We start from the raw sequence: 15,540 nt of genomic DNA, 5'->3' as shown, positions 1-15,540 counted from the left end.
TCAGCTTGCTTCAAGATACTCATGATCAAGCTGTCTGAATACTTAGATGTTTTCATAGAAAATCTCCTTAAATCAAGGTTATTCGATTTTCTACTTTTAAACTCAATTATTTTTAGGGAGGATTACCCAATAATTACTCATTGTATTTTTGACTACCCTCATCCAAACCTCAAAAAAAATAAGGTTCCATTGCTTAACAATGAAACCTTATCTTCAGCCTAAACTGCTGCATCACATGATGTTCATGCACGGTACAGCTTTTTAGACAACCAATTAAGCAGCCGAACGCTCTGCAATTGGTACAACTTTACGCAATTCTGGGCCTGTATAATCTGCACTTGGGCGGATAATACGGTTATCTGCACGCTGTTCCATCACGTGTGCTGCCCAACCTGTTACACGGCTCATCACAAAGATTGGTGTAAATAGTTTGGTCGCAATACCCATAAAGTGATACGCAGACGCATGGAAGAAGTCAGCATTACAGAATAATTTCTTCTCACGCCACATCACTTCTTCACAACGCACCGATACAGGATAAAGTACTGTATCACCTACATCTTGCGCTAAACGCTCAGACCAGATTTTGATGATGCCGTTACGTGGATCATTGTCTTTATAAATCGCATGACCAAAGCCCATGATCTTTTCTTTACGTTCCAACTTGCCTAGCATTTCACGTTCAGCTTCTTCTGGCGATGTCCAATTTTCAATCATTTCCATCGCTGCTTCATTCGCGCCACCGTGTAATGGGCCACGTAATGAACCAATCGCGCCTGTAATACATGAATGCATGTCAGACAAAGTTGATGCGCAAACACGTGCCGTAAAGGTCGATGCGTTGAACTCATGCTCTGCGTATAAAATTAATGATACGTTCATCACTTGTTCATGCAATTCATTTGGTTTTTCACCACGTAATAAATGCAGGAATTGTGCACCGATTGAGTCATCGTCAGTATTTTCTTCAATACGCACGCCATCGTGACTATAACGATACCAATAGCAGATAATGGCTGGCAGAGTTGCCAAAATACGGTCTGCAACATCTTGTTGCTGTTCAAATGACTGTTCGGTTTCTAGGTTACCCAACATTGAAACACCTGTACGCATCACATCCATTGGGTGTGAATCTGCAGGAATACGCTCAAGCACTTCTTTCAATGCTTGTGGCAATGCACGTAAAGATTTCAATTTTGCTTTATAGGCAGCCAATTGCTCTGAAGTAGGCAATTCACCAAAGAAAATCAGGTAAGCAACTTCTTCAAACTGGCAGTTTTCTGCCAAGTCTTGTACATCATAACCACGGTAAGTTAAGCCTGCGCCACTTTTACCTACAGTTGAGAGTGAAGTTTTACCCGCCACTTGTCCGCGCAATCCTGCGCCTGTGAGTACTTTTCCTTCAGCCATTTTTTTAATTCTCCTGTTTGAACAGCTTGTCTAATGTGTTTTCAAAAGTGTGATAATCAAGGAATTCGTATAATTCTTTGCGTTGCTGCATTTTGTCTAAGACATTGACTTGGGTGCCATCTTTACGAATAGATTGCATTACTTCTAAGGCAGCTTTTTGCATGGCACGTGTTGGTGAAAGTGGATACAACACCATACGAATACCCTGCTCTGCCAATTCTTCAGTGGTGTAGTATGGGGTATCACCAAATTCAGTAATGTTTGCAAGTACAGGTACACCTACTGCATCACATACTGTTTTGTACATGGTAATGTCAGTCATCGCTTCAGCAAAAATTGCATCTGCACCTGCTTCCACACATGCACAAGCACGGTCAATCACGGCCTGCAAACCTTCTTTTTGCAAGGCATCTGTACGTGCCATGACTACAAAGTTTGAATCAGTTTTTGCATCAACTGCAGCTTTAATTCGATCGACCATTTCTTGTTGGGTTACAATTTCTTTGTTTGGACGATGTCCGCAACGCTTTTGTGCAACCTGATCTTCAATGTGTACTGCAGCAGCACCTGCAGCAATCATTTGTTTAATACTGCGGGCAATATTAAATGCACCACCCCAACCAGTATCAATATCCACCAATAATGGAGTATCTACACGCTCAGTAATACGACGCACATCTTCCAAGACGTTGTCTAAACTGGTCATGCCCAAGTCAGGTAAACCGTAAGAATAGTTGGCAACACCTGCACCAGATAAATAAATGGCTTTATAGCCCACTTGTTTTGCCATCATGGCAGCATAAGCATTTACCGTGCCGATAATTTGTAATGGCTTTTCGACTTCCAAGGCTTGTCTGAATCTTAAGCCCGCAGATGTTTGTTCTGTCATCTTCCTTTCCGCTTTTCTTACTATATTTTTCGAGATTCGAGTATATCGAGAATGCGAGATCACGCCATGGCTTTTTAGAATCTATACTCTAAAACTTTAGTCAAATAATTTTCAAATTTATTGCACAATAAATTTTCGTGATGTTGGTTATTCTTTATTTTTGATAAACACAGCTTTTTAGTACACTAAATAAGCAAAATTTAAACTATTTTCTAAAAATATGGCTTTTTCAGCTCAAATCATGCCATGTGCAAGTACACTTCGACACAGCACGCTGTACATATATTTGTTATAATGACAATCTCCCTTCTATTTAATTGATGATTTTTTACTCAATATGCACGAACTCGCCCATTTCGCTCCTTTAGGTAAAGATATACCACCAACCAAGCGTGGTCATGAGCGATGTGTAGCGTTATTAGTCAGTGCAACTGAGCTATTTTTAGAGCGTGGTTACGATGCCGTATCCTTAGATGATATTGTGCAACACGCAGGCGGTTCTAAAGCGTCGATCTATAAATACTTTGGCAATAAAGAAGGGTTATTCAAAGCTATTTGTGATTATCGCCGTGATAAATTTTTTCAGGATATTCACATTCCCTTTGAACAAATTGATTCAAATTTACGTGGTTATTTGATTCAAACCTTATTGAATTTTTATCATCATATTTTGGAACCAGAAAATGCAGCCTTTATGCGTCTGGTATTAGAGCAAAGTCAGCGCAATCCTGATATTGCCTTACACATACATGAGCGCGGCCCTTTGCATGTGCAACTTTGTATTGCCAAAGTATTGGAACATGCCAGTCAGCAAGGTTTAATTTGCTGTGAACAGCCTATTTATTCTGCACAACTGTATTTCGGTATTTTAAGAAATTTTGAATGGCGTATCATCATGGGTATTCCAAAACAAGAAACAGAACAAGAAACAACCAATTATGTAAGTTATTGTGTAGATCGCTTTCTAGACGCCCATCAAAAAGTCTAGTTTTTTTGCAATTTCTTCATCCTATAGTATATTAGCCGATTCCCTTTTTCACTTAACCAACCAACAACTAATTGTTGTTTTTCTCATTCAGCAATTATTGTGGAGTAACGAATGGCTCTACGTCACTTTCTAACATTACGCGATTTATCGACTTTAGAACTGAATCAAATTTTGCAACGCGCCATTGAGCTTAAGCGTAAACAGCATAACAATGAAGTTTTCCAACCCTTTGTGGGCAAAGTCTTGGGAATGATTTTTGAAAAATCTAGTACCCGAACTCGTGTATCGTTTGAAGCAGGTATGAGTCAGTTTGGTGGCAGCGCAATTTTCCTATCATCACGTGACACACAGTTAGGCCGTGGTGAACCGATTGAAGATTCTGCACGTGTCATTTCAAGCATGCTTGATATTGTGATGATTCGTACCTTTGGTCACGACATTGTAGAACGCTTTGCTTCTTATTCTAAAGTTCCTGTGATCAATGCCTTAACTGACGATCATCACCCATGCCAACTCCTTGCAGACATGCAAACCTATGTTGAACACCGTGGTTCAATTGAAGGTAAAACTGTGGCGTGGATTGGTGATGGCAACAATATGTGTAACTCATATATTGAAGCAGCACACATGTGGGGCTTTAATTTAAAAATTGCGACACCGAAAGGTTATGAGCCAGAACAGCGCTTCCTGTCTGAATTTGCACACTGCGTAGAATTGGTCGATTCTGCTGAGGATGCAGCAGTGAATGCTGATCTGATTGTGACCGATGTTTGGGCAAGCATGGGACAGGAAGAAGAACAAAAAATTCGTGAAAAAGCGTTTGCAGACTATCAAGTGAATGAACGCCTGATGGATTTAGCACATCCTGATTGTTTATTTATGCACTGCTTACCTGCGCACCGTGGTGAAGAAATTTCTGAAAATATGCTCGATCACAAAAATGCTGTAGTGTGGGATGAAGCAGAAAATCGCTTACATGCTCAAAAAGCATTGGTTGAGTTTTTATTGAATGAAAATCTTAAAAAAGACTAAGCTTTAAAACCCGTCTTAAATATTCGCAAAACTTTGATGAGTTTTGTTACAAACAGCACCAAAAGGTGCTGTTTTTTTATTTGGCTCGCTATAATCTTGAGTTATGGTCTATTTTTCTAAAATTTCTAAAAGAGCCTAGATAAACAATATGATTGATAAAACACTTGCCACAATTACGCTGTGCACTACTACACTGATCGCGAGTGCTTCACTCTATGCCAAAGCCAGTGAATTAGATCAATATTTAGTCCAACAAAAGATTCTAAGTGCAGATTATAAAATTCAAAATATCGTCGCTTTAAATGAAATTTTAGATGTCATTAGTGATGAAGATTCTCGTACTATGCCTTATCAGGTCGATCAAAATACAGTGATTGAACAAAGTACGGCGACAGACAAACAAATCAATATTCGTGGCATGATTATTTCACCTGACTTCACGCAGTTTGTAGAAAGTACAGGTTATAACAATGTCAAAAATATGATTAAACAAAACTTAATTCATAATTGTGAATCTATTTTTGAGCATCAGTTCCAACGGGTAAATCCCTATGTATTGAACTTAAAACTCAGTGCAGAAAAAACCCAGTTTAATGTGCAATTGGCAAATAGCGAGTGCCAATTTAAAGCAGACTGAACTGTATTTAAAACTAAAACAACCTCAGCTTTAAGATTTAATGCCTAAGGTTTAATGCGTAAACCCAAATATAACCTAACGTATTAAACCTTGCGGTTGTAAAATAATGATCAATGCGCCTAAAACTACTATCATTCCACCGAACATATCCCAACGTGTTAAATTGACTTGATCTACATACTTTAACCAAATCAAGGCTGTACAAATATAAATACCACCATAAGCCGCATAAATTCGCCCCGATGCCGCAGGATGTAGAGTCAATAACCACACAAAAGCCGCTAAGGCTAAAATTGTTGGCAGCCATAACCACTGTGATTTCCCCTGATTTAAAATCAAATAAGGAAAATAACAGCCTAATATTTCCATAACTGCCGTAACAAAAAACAAGAACGTTGTGCTGGCAATTTTAGTGATCTGAAAATCCATAAATCCTGTGTGGTCTCTCTTTTAGCAGTAACGATTCAAGTTCACGCATCTGCGAATTCATAAAAAATAACCCATGTTCAACATGGGTTATTTTCAAAATTCAAATAAGGATTGATTAGGCTGGTTCAGCCGTTTGATCTTCAAAGACTTCAAGTTTCAAACCGACTGCCTTACCGTTCTCTTTCTTCACAGAAACAGCCACATTACCGCCCTGTTCTACAAGTTCACCAAACAGAATCATTTCTGCCAATGGCTTTTTCAAGTGTTCCTGAATCAGACGTTGCATTGGACGTGCGCCCATTAAGCGATCATATCCATGCTCAGCCATCCATTCACGCGCATCTTGATCAACCTCAAGAATGACTTTTTTATCATCCAACTGCGCTTGTAATTCAGTCAAGAATTTATCCACTACATTTTCAATTACTGTAGTAGGTAAAGCTTTAAATTGAATGACCCCATCCAAACGGTTACGGAACTCAGGTGAGAAGGCTTTTTTCATCGCTTCTTGGTTGTCATTACTGTTGTCTTGATCCATGAAACCAATGCTCACGCGGGAAATACTTTCCGCACCAATATTAGTGGTCAGAACCAAAATCACATTACGGAAGTCTGATTTACGACCATTATTATCGGTCAATGAACCATGATCCATAATTTGCAGCAATAGGTTAAATACATCAGGATGCGCTTTTTCAATTTCATCCAACAACAACACACAATGCGGATTTTTATGAATCGCATCGGTGAGTAAGCCACCCTGATCAAAACCGACATAGCCTGGAGGTGCACCAATTAAACGTGAAACGGCATGGCGCTCCATGTACTCAGACATATCAAAGCGAACCAATTCCACACCCAACAGTTTTGCCAACTGCTTGGTAACTTCGGTTTTACCAACGCCTGTCGGGCCAGCAAATACAAAACTACCCACTGGTTTGTCTGGTGTTTTTAAACCAGCACGTGACAGTTTAATTGCTGATGCTAACGCTTCAATAGCTTCATCTTGACCAAAGACCACACGTTTTAAATCACGCTCAAGATGTTCAAGTACAGTCTTGTCATCTTTCGATACGGTTTTAGGTGGAATACGTGCAATTTTAGAGACGATATCTTCAATATTTTCTACTGTGATTAAAGTATCATCTTGCTCAGCTCTTAAACGGCGCTGCGCACCTGCTTCATCAATCACATCAATGGCTTTGTCTGGCAAGAAACGGTCATTGATAAATTTGGCCGATAACTCTACCGCAGACACCAATGCTTTATCATCATATTTAACATGGTGAAATTCTTCAAATTTCGATTTTAAACCACGTAAAATATCAATCGTTTCTGAAATTGAAGGCTCATTCACATCAATTTTTTGGAAACGGCGTGAAAGTGCATGGTCTTTTTCAAATACCTGGCGATATTCTTGGAATGTCGTCGAGCCAATGCAACGCAAAGTACCATTTGCCAACGCAGGTTTAATTAAATTTGATGCATCCATAGTGCTACCCATGCTTGAGCCTGCACCAATAATCATGTGGATTTCGTCAATAAATAAAATGGCATCAGGTTTCTTTTTCAAGGCATTTAACAGTTGTTTTAAACGCTTTTCAAAGTCACCACGGTATTTTGTACCCGCTACCAACGCACCGATATCCAAACTATATACTTCGGCATTTTCGAGTGGTTTTGGCGCTTTACCATTCACAATCAGCCACGCCAGACCTTCGGCAATAGAGGTTTTACCCACGCCTGGATCACCCACCAACAATGGGTTGTTCTTACGACGACGGCATAGAATTTGTGCAGCACGCTCAATTTCTTTTTCACGCCCAATTAACGGATCGGTTTTACCCTTTTGCGCTTCAGTATTCAAATTTAGCGTGTAAAGCTCTAACGGGCCAGCATTGGCAGAGCTTGAACTTTCGCTATCTAATTCTTCAACCTCTTCTTCCGCTTGCGTTTCGTCTTTACGTGTACCGTGCGATAAGTATTGCGTTAAGGTCAAACGGTTAATTTGATGACGCTTGAGTAGATACACGGCAAATGAATCACGTTCAGAGTACATTGCCACTAAAATATCTGCGCCTTCAACCGTACGGTCACCACCGCTAGATTGCACATGGAAAATACCACGCTGCAAAATGCGGTCAAAACTTTCGGTCGGGTGCGGCGCCTGATCGTTATTTTCAGCAAGTTTAGGGGTATGTTGTTCTACATATTCTTCGAGTTCTTTACGCAGCACAATAACATCTGCACCACACGCCTTGAGTGCATTGACTGCCGAATCATTGTCTAATAAAGCCAATAATAAATGTTCAACCGTTAGAAACTCGTGTCTCTTTTGACGAGCCATGCTAACAGCCAAACGTAGTGATACTTCTAATTGACGACTGAGCATGTAACCCCCTTAATCTTTAGGCTCAATCTGACAAAGTAATGGATGACCTTGTGATCGAGCGTAATTATTGACTTGGTTCGCTTTCGTTTCCGCAATATCCCGCGGATAGACCCCTGCGACACCTTTTCCTTCATAGTGTACAGTTAGCATTACTTGAGTCGCTTGGTCAAGATTCATTGCAAAGTATTGTTGTAAAATTTCAATTACAAAGTCCATTGGGGTGTAATCATCGTTCATTAAAACGACAACATATAAAGGTGGGCGTTTTAATTGTGGCGGCGCAGTTTGTACCGCAATATCACCATCATCTTCATGTCCTGCATCATCCACACTTAAACGCGGGGTTAAATGCCAATCGACATAGCCAGATTGATGAAAAGTGGTTTTAATTTCATTTAAACAGATGGATCTTTTTTGGGTTCGCATAAGTTTTACATATCACACATTATTGAGCGCTAGCTTCTGCTTGTGGAATTTCAGAAATAAAGGCAGAATCTGCCTCCACGGCTTTGCCTTTGCTCCAACTGAAGCGTTTAATCACAGGAGTTGCGCCATTTAAACGGACTTCAATAAAGTCTGGATTAAAGCCTTTAGGCATGCTCCAGCGCCCTGTTAAACGCTCATAATTATCAAAATTAAAATTGCTGTCTTCCATCGGAACAACCAGCACTTCTGTGCCTTGAATTAAACGCAGTTCTACCGTACCACTTGCACGTCGCTTGTTTGGACTCACTTGTACCAAATCGACCTGATATTCATAAGCATTGTCTGGTAATGGTTTCACCCCAAGATTTTGCACGGTCAGGCTTAAACCACCACGTTGACGCAAAACTTCACGATAAATCGCACTCATGCCTTCAGTACGTTGCTTATCTTCAGTTGCTTGAGTGAAAGCTTGATACAAATCATTGGAGTTACTGACCGCAACATCGCGTTCTTGAACCGCAGCATTTAAGCTCTTATTCAGACTTTCCAAACGCGTTTTTTGTTCTTGCACCACTTCAACCAGTTGTTCTGCATCGGCATCGTAACCAACCACAGTTAAGCCCTGACGATGCCCGACTGAATAGCCCAAAAAGCCACTACCTAAAATTAAAATGGCAGCACCAATTGCCAAAGGCGCATTGCTTTCAAGAAATGGCTTTTTTTCTGGCGGTGTAGATGAGGGTGTCATGCTTGAATTCGACTGTGACGTGGTTTCTGTATCGGTGTTATGCATCGTCATCTCTTGTTTTGATTCATTCAAAACACACATTTAAATCGAAATCTAAATGTGTGTGAAGTTGAAAAACGTGTTCTTATGGTAATAAACCAATCACCTCAAGTCCTGCATGTTCTGCAAAACCAAACATGAGGTTCATATTTTGTACTGCTTGCCCTGCTGCACCTTTCACCAAGTTATCTTGCGCAACCAAAAGTACTAATTTTTTCGGTTGTGGTTTATACAATGCAATACGCAACTGGTTAGCGCCACGTACCGAGCGCGTTTCTGGTGAACTATTGGCAGGCATGACATCTACAAACTGTTCATTGGCATAAAACTGCTCATACAGACTTTGTAAATCTGCTGCATTACCTGCCTCAGTTAAATCGACATATATAGTGCTAAGCATACCGCGAATCATAGGCACCAAATGCGGTACAAATACAATGTGATTAAACACATCTTTTTGACCCGATATATTTTCCAATGCTTCTACAATTTCTGGATGATGGCGATGTCCTGCAACACCATAAGCCTTGAAGTTGTCTGCATTTTCAGAATAAATCATGCCCAAACTGGCTTTACGGCCTGCACCAGACACACCTGATTTTGCATCAATAATAATGCTTTCAGGTTTCACTAAAGCTTCAGCTTGTTTAAATAATGGCGCTAAACCAAGTTGCACTGTGGTTGGATAACACCCTGGGTTACCAATCACCTGTGCTTGTTTAATTTGTTCCCGGTTGAGTTCAGACAAGCCATAAACTGAATCTTTTAAAATGTCTGGGCAAGCATGTTGCATGCCATACCATTTTTCAAACTGTGCTAAATCTTGCAAACGGAAGTCTGCTGCTAAATCGACCACTTTGGTGTTGGCTGCAACAAGCTCCGCAGCATGTTGCATTGCAACGCCGTGCGGTGTAGCAAAGAACACCACATCACACTGTTTTAATTCTTCGATGTTTAAATCTGAGTAGCACAGGTCTGTGTGTCCACGCAGGCTTGGGAACATATCATCTACACGGCGACCCGCTTCTGTACGTGAAGTCAGTACATTTACTTTCACATTTGGGTGTCGTAGCAAAAGACGCAATAATTCAACGCCTGTATAACCTGTACCACCGACAATACCAACTGAAATCACGTGCATTACCTCAATTCAAAAGCATGTTTAAGCTAACGCTATAGTATGACAGGAAGTTTTGGTTTTCTGAACTGTTTTACTAGGGTTTTGGGGCTTTTCTTTATTCTGTTGATTTTATAAAAGATGATTTGGATTGTAGTCAATACGTGCAACACCTTTGCATTGTAGTCTTATCATGTGGGTGTTGGCTTTTTTATTGATACCACCACCAAGGCAAAGACGTTGTTTTTAACTGCTTGCGATGCTGCAAATAGTGCGCATCATGCCGTTGTACTTCAACCCAAAATGCAGGACTATGATCAAAATGTCGTGTATGCGCCAACTCATGCACAGCAACATATCGCACAATTTGTTCAGGAAACAACACCAAGGCGCTATTGAGCATAATATGCTGTTGCGTACTGCAACTGCCCCAACGGGTTTTCGGTTGACGAATTGCGCACTGTTTAAATGGCAAAGCAATTTCATGACTGACTGTTTGCAAATATATCGGCAACATTTGTTTGGCATAAGCAATAACAAAGGCTTTTAAATATGCCGCAGGTTGGCGGTCACTAACCCATAGGCAATGCTGTTTTAAATCTAAAATAAAACTGTGTTTTTGTGTTTGATAATGAATATTTAAAGGCTTAGCCAAATTAAAAAGTGATAACTGATTTGGCAATTCACGCCGAACAAGTCCTTGCTGCGCCTGCTGTTTATGCCAAGTTTCAATCATCCACTGTTCAGATTGCTGCAAAAAATCCTGAATTTGTCGCTGAGTACAATATTTCGGTACAGTTAAGCGAATTTGATGCGGCTCGACACGCAAACGTAAACGTGTTGCTTTTGCATGTGGTGTGATTTGAATTTCAGGTAAGTCAGATAATGTCATTGTTGTTCTTTTATTAAATCCTCCCCGACCCTCCTTTAATAAAGGAGGGAGAAAAGCCCCCTATTAAAAACAAGGGACTTGGGAGACGAATTAAACCGCAGTACGTTCTTCAATGCCGTTATTGGTCGCTACAATTGCAATATCTGCTTTATTGATGGCAAAAATACCATTGGTCACAACACCCGGAATATCATTCAAGGTTTTTTCTAATTCCAACGCATTTAAAATATTTAAATTATAAATATCTAAAATCACGTTACCGTTATCAGTCACCACACCTTCACGGTAAGCAGGATCGCCACCTAAAGCCACAATTTTGCGTGCTACCGCAGAACGAGCCATTGGAATCACCTCAATTGGCAATGGAAACTCACGTCCTAATTGCTCTACCCATTTTGAATCATCGACAATACAGATAAACTTACGTGCAATAGAAGCCACAATTTTTTCACGGGTCAACGCTGCGCCGCCGCCTTTAATCATGTGCATGTGACGGTCAATTTCATCTGCACCATCAACATAAGCATCTAAACTGCCCACAGAGTTCATATCGACCACTTCAATACCAAGTTTCTTTAAGCGCTCCGCAGTCGCTTCAGAACTTGCCACAGCTGCTTCTAATTGTAATTCAGGCAATAAATCAATCAGGAAATTCACTGTACTGCCTGTACCTACCCCCAAAATCCCGCCTTTAGGCAAATGTTTTAATGCTGCTTTGGCAGCCGCTTGCTTCTTTTCATCTTGGGTAGCATACAGACTCATGACTTCACTCAACTATTTTTGACATTTGTTGCCGATTTTACAGCGCAAATGTGCAGGGGTTTGTTACAATAACCCCCTATTTTAAACTGTTAGATGGAAGATTAACATGCTGTCTCGTTTGGTTCGACAAATTTTACAAGCAACGGTCTACGATGTTGCAATCGAAACCCCACTCGACGCAGCGCCACGAATTAGTGAAAAACTGAACAATAACATTCGCTTTAAACGTGAAGACTTACAACCTGTATTCTCTTTTAAATTGCGTGGTGCGTATAACCGTATTAGCCAATTACCCAAAGACCAACTTGAACGTGGTGTAATTACTGCCTCTGCAGGCAACCATGCGCAAGGTGTAGCATTGTCTGGGCAAAAACTGGGCATTCGCGCCATTATCGTTATGCCTAAAACCACGCCAGATATTAAAGTACAAGCGGTAAAACGCTTGGGTGGCGAAGTGGTATTACATGGTGACTCATTTGATGTTGCCAACAAATATGCAATTCAACGTGCCCAAGATGAAGGCATGACTTTTATTCCACCGTATGACGATGAATTGGTCATGGCAGGTCAAGGTACGATTGCCAACGAAATTTTGCGTCAATGGCGCGATGTCGAATATGTTTTCGTTGCTGTTGGTGGTGGCGGTTTAATTGCAGGTGTTGCAGCCTACTTGGGCGATGTCGCACCGCATGTCAAAGTCATTCCTGTAGAATATGATGAATCGGCTTGCTTAAAAGCGGCTTTTGAAGCCAATGAACGGGTTATTTTGCCGCAAGTGGGTTTATTTGCCGATGGTACTGCTGTCGCACAAATTGGTGAGAAACCGTTTGAAGTTTTACAACTACAAAAATCAGATCAATCAGGCCCAATTGTTGAGCGCGATGTAGTTTTGGTGAATACCGATGAAATCTGTGCGGCAATTAAAGACACCTTTGATGAAAACCGCAGCATTGTAGAACCTTCAGGTGCAATGGCTTTGGCAGGCATCAAAAAATATGTCGAGCAACACCAATTGCAAAATAAAAATATTGTGTCAATTGTCTGTGGCGCAAACATGAACTTTGACCGTTTACGCTATATTGCGGAACGTACTGAACTCGGTGAACATAAAGAAGCAATTTTTGCCGTGACCATTCCAGAAGAAAAAGGTGCGTTCCTTAACTTCTGCCGTGCGCTGCAAGGTCGTAATATCACCGAGTTTAACTACCGCGCCAGCGATGCTACTGCTGCACAAGTCTTTGTCGGCATCAGCTTAAAATCTGGTGAAAAAGAACGCCACGACATTTATGAGTTACTCAAAACCCAGTACGATGTTGATGATTTGTCGGATGATGAAGTAGCAAAACTACACATTCGTTATTTGGTCGGTGGTCATGCCGATATTGAAAATGAACGTCTATTCCGTGTGGAATTTCCAGAGCGTCCGGGTGCATTACTGACTTTCTTGGAGCGCTTAGGCCCAACCCATAACATCACCCTGTTCCATTACCGTAACCACGGTGCAGCGGAAGGTCGTGTATTGGTCGGTTTAGAAGCTTCGGATGCCAAACAGAACCCAGATGGTTTAATTGAAACTTTGGAAAAGATCACTTATCCATACCAAGAGATTACTAATAACTTGGGTTATCAGCGTTTCTTAAAATAACCGATCACACATCTCAATAAGTGCAAAAAACCGCTGATTTCAGCGGTTTTTTAGTCATATTGCTACAGTATAGAGCCCTAAAATATTTTAGAATATTGGAAGAATAATATAATTTTTCAGGATGATGCTATGGCACAATTTGCTGTCATTGGTTTAGGTAGCTTTGGTGCAACTGTGGCGACACAATTGGTCAAACTCAACCATGATGTCATTGGGATTGATAGCAATAAAAAGTTTGTAGAAAACATTGCCGATCAAATTACCCATGCGGTGATTGCCGATGCAACCGATGAACACGTTTTGGAAGAACTGAATATTCAAAATTGTGATGCAGTGGTGGTCGCCATTGGTGAAGATATTGAAGCCAGTATTTTGTGTGTCTTAAATTTAAAGAATTTGGGTATTTCTAAAATTTACGTTAAAGCCAAAAGTAAAGCGCACACCATGATTTTGACCCATTTGGGCGTAAGTAAAATTATTCACCCTGAAGAAGATATGGGCGTTCGCATCGCGCAATCGCTGAGTTATCCGATGGTGAGTCGTTATATGAGCCTAAACGACAACCACTATATTGTAAAAGTAAAAATTAAAGACAACTTGCATGGCACGCGCATTCATAGTCTGATGTCACATGCACCCGAAGTTAAACTTTTACTGTTTAAACGTGCCGAAACGATTTTCTATACGCTTGAATCCAATTTAATGCTACAAACAGATGATATTTTGGTGGTTGGAGGACAACTTGAACCATTAAAACGCTTATCTAAACAATTTAAGTCAGAATGAAAAAAACAGCGAAACAACCAATCGAAACTGTCAATTTAAGCCCACCCAGTCTTTTGGCACTGGGCTTTTTAAGCTTTATTAGCATTGGCACAATCTTGCTGAAACTGCCCATTTCCCATCATGGCGAGATGAGTTGGATTAATGCCTTATTTACTGCTACATCTGCAGTGACGATCACTGGATTGTCTGTAGTGAATATTGGCGATGCTTATACCGTATTTGGGCAAATGGTCATTATGTTGTTGTTACAATGTGGTGGCTTAGGTTTTATGACTTTTGCGATTTTAGCGGTTTTAAGTTTGTCATCCAAAATTGGTTTAAAACAACAAATCATGGCGCAAGACACCATTGGGCAAACCAACCTGTCTAAAGTGTCGATGACCATTAAAAGCGTGTTGCTCTACTCATTGTTTTTTGAAGGGATTGGCACGGTTATTTTAACCTTGGCATGGATGCAGGATTATCCATTTAGCGATGCATTTTTCTATGCGGCTTTCTATAGTGTTTCAGCCTTTAACAATGGTGGATTTTCATTATTTCCCAATAGCTTAATGAGTTTTGCAGATCAATACCTGATTACCTTAACTATTAGTATGCTGTATATCATTGGCGGTATTGGTTTTGTGGTACTCATGGATATTAAACGTGCCAAACGCTGGAAAAAACTCTCACCCAATAGCAAGCTGATTTTATCGACCATTGCTGGTTTAAACTTTGTGGCCTTTCTGCTGATTTGGGCGATTGAAGCCAATAATCCACATACCCTTGCAGCCATGAGTATTGGCGATCAAGCCCTCAATGCATGGTTTCACGCTACCGTTCCTCGCTCATCAGGCTTTAATAGTCTAGATGTCGCAAGTATGCAAAATAGCTCGACCTTGCTCACCATGCTTCTGATGTTTATTGGTGGTGGTTCGCTCAGTACCGCAGGCGGTATTAAAGTTGGCACATTTATTATTGTCATTTTAAGTGTGATCAGTTTTTTAAGACGTTCAGATGAGGTGCGTGTGTTTAATCATGCTGTACCTGAACGTACCACCTTTAAAGCTTTGGCGGTGATCAGCATCACAGGTATGTTAATTTGCCTCGGTTTGTTTAGCTTACTTGCCCTTGAACCGAAACTGAATTTTTTAGACCTGTTGTTTGAGGCTGTATCTGCAGCGTGCACGGTGGGTTTATCCCGTGGTGTTACAGGTGAATTACAACCTGCCAGCTTAATTATTTTAATGTTGTTGATGTTTGCAGGTCGTTTAGGGCCGCTGACTTTGGCTTATTTAATCGCCACACCACAAAAAAGCCGACTTAAACATCCAACCGCAGATATTCAAGTTGGATAAAAGCTGGATAC

Annotated in this window: 15 protein-coding genes; 6 read left to right on the top strand and 9 right to left on the bottom strand. The window is 40.6% G+C overall.

Features of this window, described 5'->3' with window-relative positions; all coding sequences use genetic code 11:
* Positions 1-273: 273 nt before the first annotated feature.
* Positions 274-1,410, bottom strand: coding sequence for a 2-methylcitrate synthase (gene prpC / locus FTV52_RS10270; protein ID WP_004973461.1), 1,137 nt, complete (start codon positions 1,408-1,410; stop codon positions 274-276).
* A 4-nt stretch (positions 1,411-1,414) separates the two neighbouring features.
* Positions 1,415-2,299, bottom strand: a complete 885-nt coding sequence (gene prpB / locus FTV52_RS10265; protein ID WP_004973459.1) for a methylisocitrate lyase — start codon at positions 2,297-2,299, stop codon at positions 1,415-1,417.
* Positions 2,300-2,636: 337 nt separating this feature from the next.
* Between prpB and FTV52_RS10260 the strand changes: the two genes are divergently transcribed.
* From FTV52_RS10260 to FTV52_RS10250, 3 genes are all read left to right on the top strand, one after another.
* Positions 2,637-3,287 (top strand): TetR/AcrR family transcriptional regulator, encoded by a 651-nt coding sequence (locus FTV52_RS10260; RefSeq protein ID WP_179990767.1) that lies wholly within the window; start codon positions 2,637-2,639, stop codon positions 3,285-3,287.
* A 111-nt stretch (positions 3,288-3,398) separates the two neighbouring features.
* Complete coding sequence (argF, locus tag FTV52_RS10255) at positions 3,399-4,319, top strand: ornithine carbamoyltransferase (RefSeq protein ID WP_179989471.1); 921 nt, start codon at positions 3,399-3,401, stop codon at positions 4,317-4,319.
* A 148-nt stretch (positions 4,320-4,467) separates the two neighbouring features.
* Positions 4,468-4,956 (top strand): hypothetical protein, encoded by a 489-nt coding sequence (locus FTV52_RS10250; RefSeq protein ID WP_004973445.1) that lies wholly within the window; start codon positions 4,468-4,470, stop codon positions 4,954-4,956.
* Between the two features lie 75 nt (positions 4,957-5,031).
* On the opposite strand, the gene FTV52_RS10245 is transcribed toward FTV52_RS10250, so the two are convergent.
* The 7 genes from FTV52_RS10245 to rpiA form a co-directional block, all read right to left on the bottom strand.
* Entirely contained in the window at positions 5,032-5,385 is a 354-nt protein-coding gene (locus tag FTV52_RS10245) for a YnfA family protein (RefSeq protein ID WP_004973443.1), read from the bottom strand.
* 115 nt (positions 5,386-5,500) lie between these two features.
* Positions 5,501-7,777, bottom strand: a complete 2,277-nt coding sequence (clpA, locus tag FTV52_RS10240; protein WP_179990766.1) for an ATP-dependent Clp protease ATP-binding subunit ClpA — start codon at positions 7,775-7,777, stop codon at positions 5,501-5,503.
* A gap of 9 nt (positions 7,778-7,786) precedes the next feature.
* Positions 7,787-8,203, bottom strand: a complete 417-nt coding sequence (clpS, locus tag FTV52_RS10235; RefSeq protein WP_004973438.1) for an ATP-dependent Clp protease adapter ClpS — start codon at positions 8,201-8,203, stop codon at positions 7,787-7,789.
* A gap of 19 nt (positions 8,204-8,222) precedes the next feature.
* Entirely contained in the window at positions 8,223-8,996 is a 774-nt protein-coding gene (locus tag FTV52_RS10230; protein ID WP_096901621.1) for a DUF6776 family protein, read from the bottom strand.
* Positions 8,997-9,075: 79 nt separating this feature from the next.
* Positions 9,076-10,131, bottom strand: coding sequence for an N-acetyl-gamma-glutamyl-phosphate reductase (gene argC, locus FTV52_RS10225; protein WP_179990765.1), 1,056 nt, complete (start codon positions 10,129-10,131; stop codon positions 9,076-9,078).
* A 187-nt stretch (positions 10,132-10,318) separates the two neighbouring features.
* Positions 10,319-10,999, bottom strand: coding sequence for a M48 family metallopeptidase (locus tag FTV52_RS10220; protein ID WP_004973431.1), 681 nt, complete (start codon positions 10,997-10,999; stop codon positions 10,319-10,321).
* 90 nt (positions 11,000-11,089) lie between these two features.
* Positions 11,090-11,761: a ribose-5-phosphate isomerase RpiA gene (rpiA, locus tag FTV52_RS10215; protein WP_004973429.1), complete on the bottom strand. Its 672-nt coding sequence runs from the start codon at positions 11,759-11,761 to the stop codon at positions 11,090-11,092.
* A 106-nt stretch (positions 11,762-11,867) separates the two neighbouring features.
* On the opposite strand from rpiA, the gene ilvA reads away from it, so the two are divergent.
* The 3 genes from ilvA to FTV52_RS10200 all read left to right on the top strand — a co-directional run bounded on the left by ilvA (position 11,868) and on the right by FTV52_RS10200 (position 15,529).
* The gene (ilvA, locus tag FTV52_RS10210) at positions 11,868-13,406 is read left to right on the top strand and encodes a threonine ammonia-lyase, biosynthetic (RefSeq protein WP_019837302.1); all 1,539 of its coding nucleotides are present in this window, start codon (positions 11,868-11,870) and stop codon (positions 13,404-13,406) included.
* 129 nt (positions 13,407-13,535) lie between these two features.
* Positions 13,536-14,192 (top strand): TrkA family potassium uptake protein, encoded by a 657-nt coding sequence (locus tag FTV52_RS10205; protein ID WP_179990764.1) that lies wholly within the window; start codon positions 13,536-13,538, stop codon positions 14,190-14,192.
* Positions 14,189-15,529 (top strand): TrkH family potassium uptake protein, encoded by a 1,341-nt coding sequence (locus FTV52_RS10200; RefSeq protein ID WP_179990763.1) that lies wholly within the window; start codon positions 14,189-14,191, stop codon positions 15,527-15,529. Before FTV52_RS10205 ends, FTV52_RS10200 begins: the two co-directional genes overlap by 4 nt.
* The last annotated feature ends 11 nt before the right edge of the window (positions 15,530-15,540 follow it).

It is taken from the genome of Acinetobacter sp. YH1901141 (assembly GCF_013416935.1).
Taxonomy (GTDB): Bacteria; Pseudomonadota; Gammaproteobacteria; order Pseudomonadales; family Moraxellaceae; genus Acinetobacter; species Acinetobacter towneri.
Note: the sequence above shows the minus strand (reverse complement) of the source record. Positions and strands in the feature narration are given on the sequence as shown.

Bases quoted from the DNA above. Each gene is read 5' to 3' on its own strand.
- prpC (WP_004973461.1), bottom strand. From the start codon at position 1,410: ATGGCTGAAGGAAAAGTACTCACAGGCGCAGGATTGCGCGGACAAGTG.
- prpB (WP_004973459.1), bottom strand. From the start codon at position 2,299: ATGACAGAACAAACATCTGCGGGCTTAAGATTCAGACAAGCCTTGGAA.
- FTV52_RS10260 (WP_179990767.1), top strand. From the start codon at position 2,637: ATGCACGAACTCGCCCATTTCGCTCCTTTAGGTAAAGATATACCACCA.
- argF (WP_179989471.1), top strand. From the start codon at position 3,399: ATGGCTCTACGTCACTTTCTAACATTACGCGATTTATCGACTTTAGAA.
- FTV52_RS10250 (WP_004973445.1), top strand. From the start codon at position 4,468: ATGATTGATAAAACACTTGCCACAATTACGCTGTGCACTACTACACTG.
- FTV52_RS10245 (WP_004973443.1), bottom strand. From the start codon at position 5,385: ATGGATTTTCAGATCACTAAAATTGCCAGCACAACGTTCTTGTTTTTT.
- clpA (WP_179990766.1), bottom strand. From the start codon at position 7,777: ATGCTCAGTCGTCAATTAGAAGTATCACTACGTTTGGCTGTTAGCATG.
- clpS (WP_004973438.1), bottom strand. From the start codon at position 8,203: ATGCGAACCCAAAAAAGATCCATCTGTTTAAATGAAATTAAAACCACT.
- FTV52_RS10230 (WP_096901621.1), bottom strand. From the start codon at position 8,996: ATGCATAACACCGATACAGAAACCACGTCACAGTCGAATTCAAGCATG.
- argC (WP_179990765.1), bottom strand. From the start codon at position 10,131: ATGCACGTGATTTCAGTTGGTATTGTCGGTGGTACAGGTTATACAGGC.
- FTV52_RS10220 (WP_004973431.1), bottom strand. From the start codon at position 10,999: ATGACATTATCTGACTTACCTGAAATTCAAATCACACCACATGCAAAA.
- rpiA (WP_004973429.1), bottom strand. From the start codon at position 11,761: ATGAGTCTGTATGCTACCCAAGATGAAAAGAAGCAAGCGGCTGCCAAA.
- ilvA (WP_019837302.1), top strand. From the start codon at position 11,868: ATGCTGTCTCGTTTGGTTCGACAAATTTTACAAGCAACGGTCTACGAT.
- FTV52_RS10205 (WP_179990764.1), top strand. From the start codon at position 13,536: ATGGCACAATTTGCTGTCATTGGTTTAGGTAGCTTTGGTGCAACTGTG.
- FTV52_RS10200 (WP_179990763.1), top strand. From the start codon at position 14,189: ATGAAAAAAACAGCGAAACAACCAATCGAAACTGTCAATTTAAGCCCA.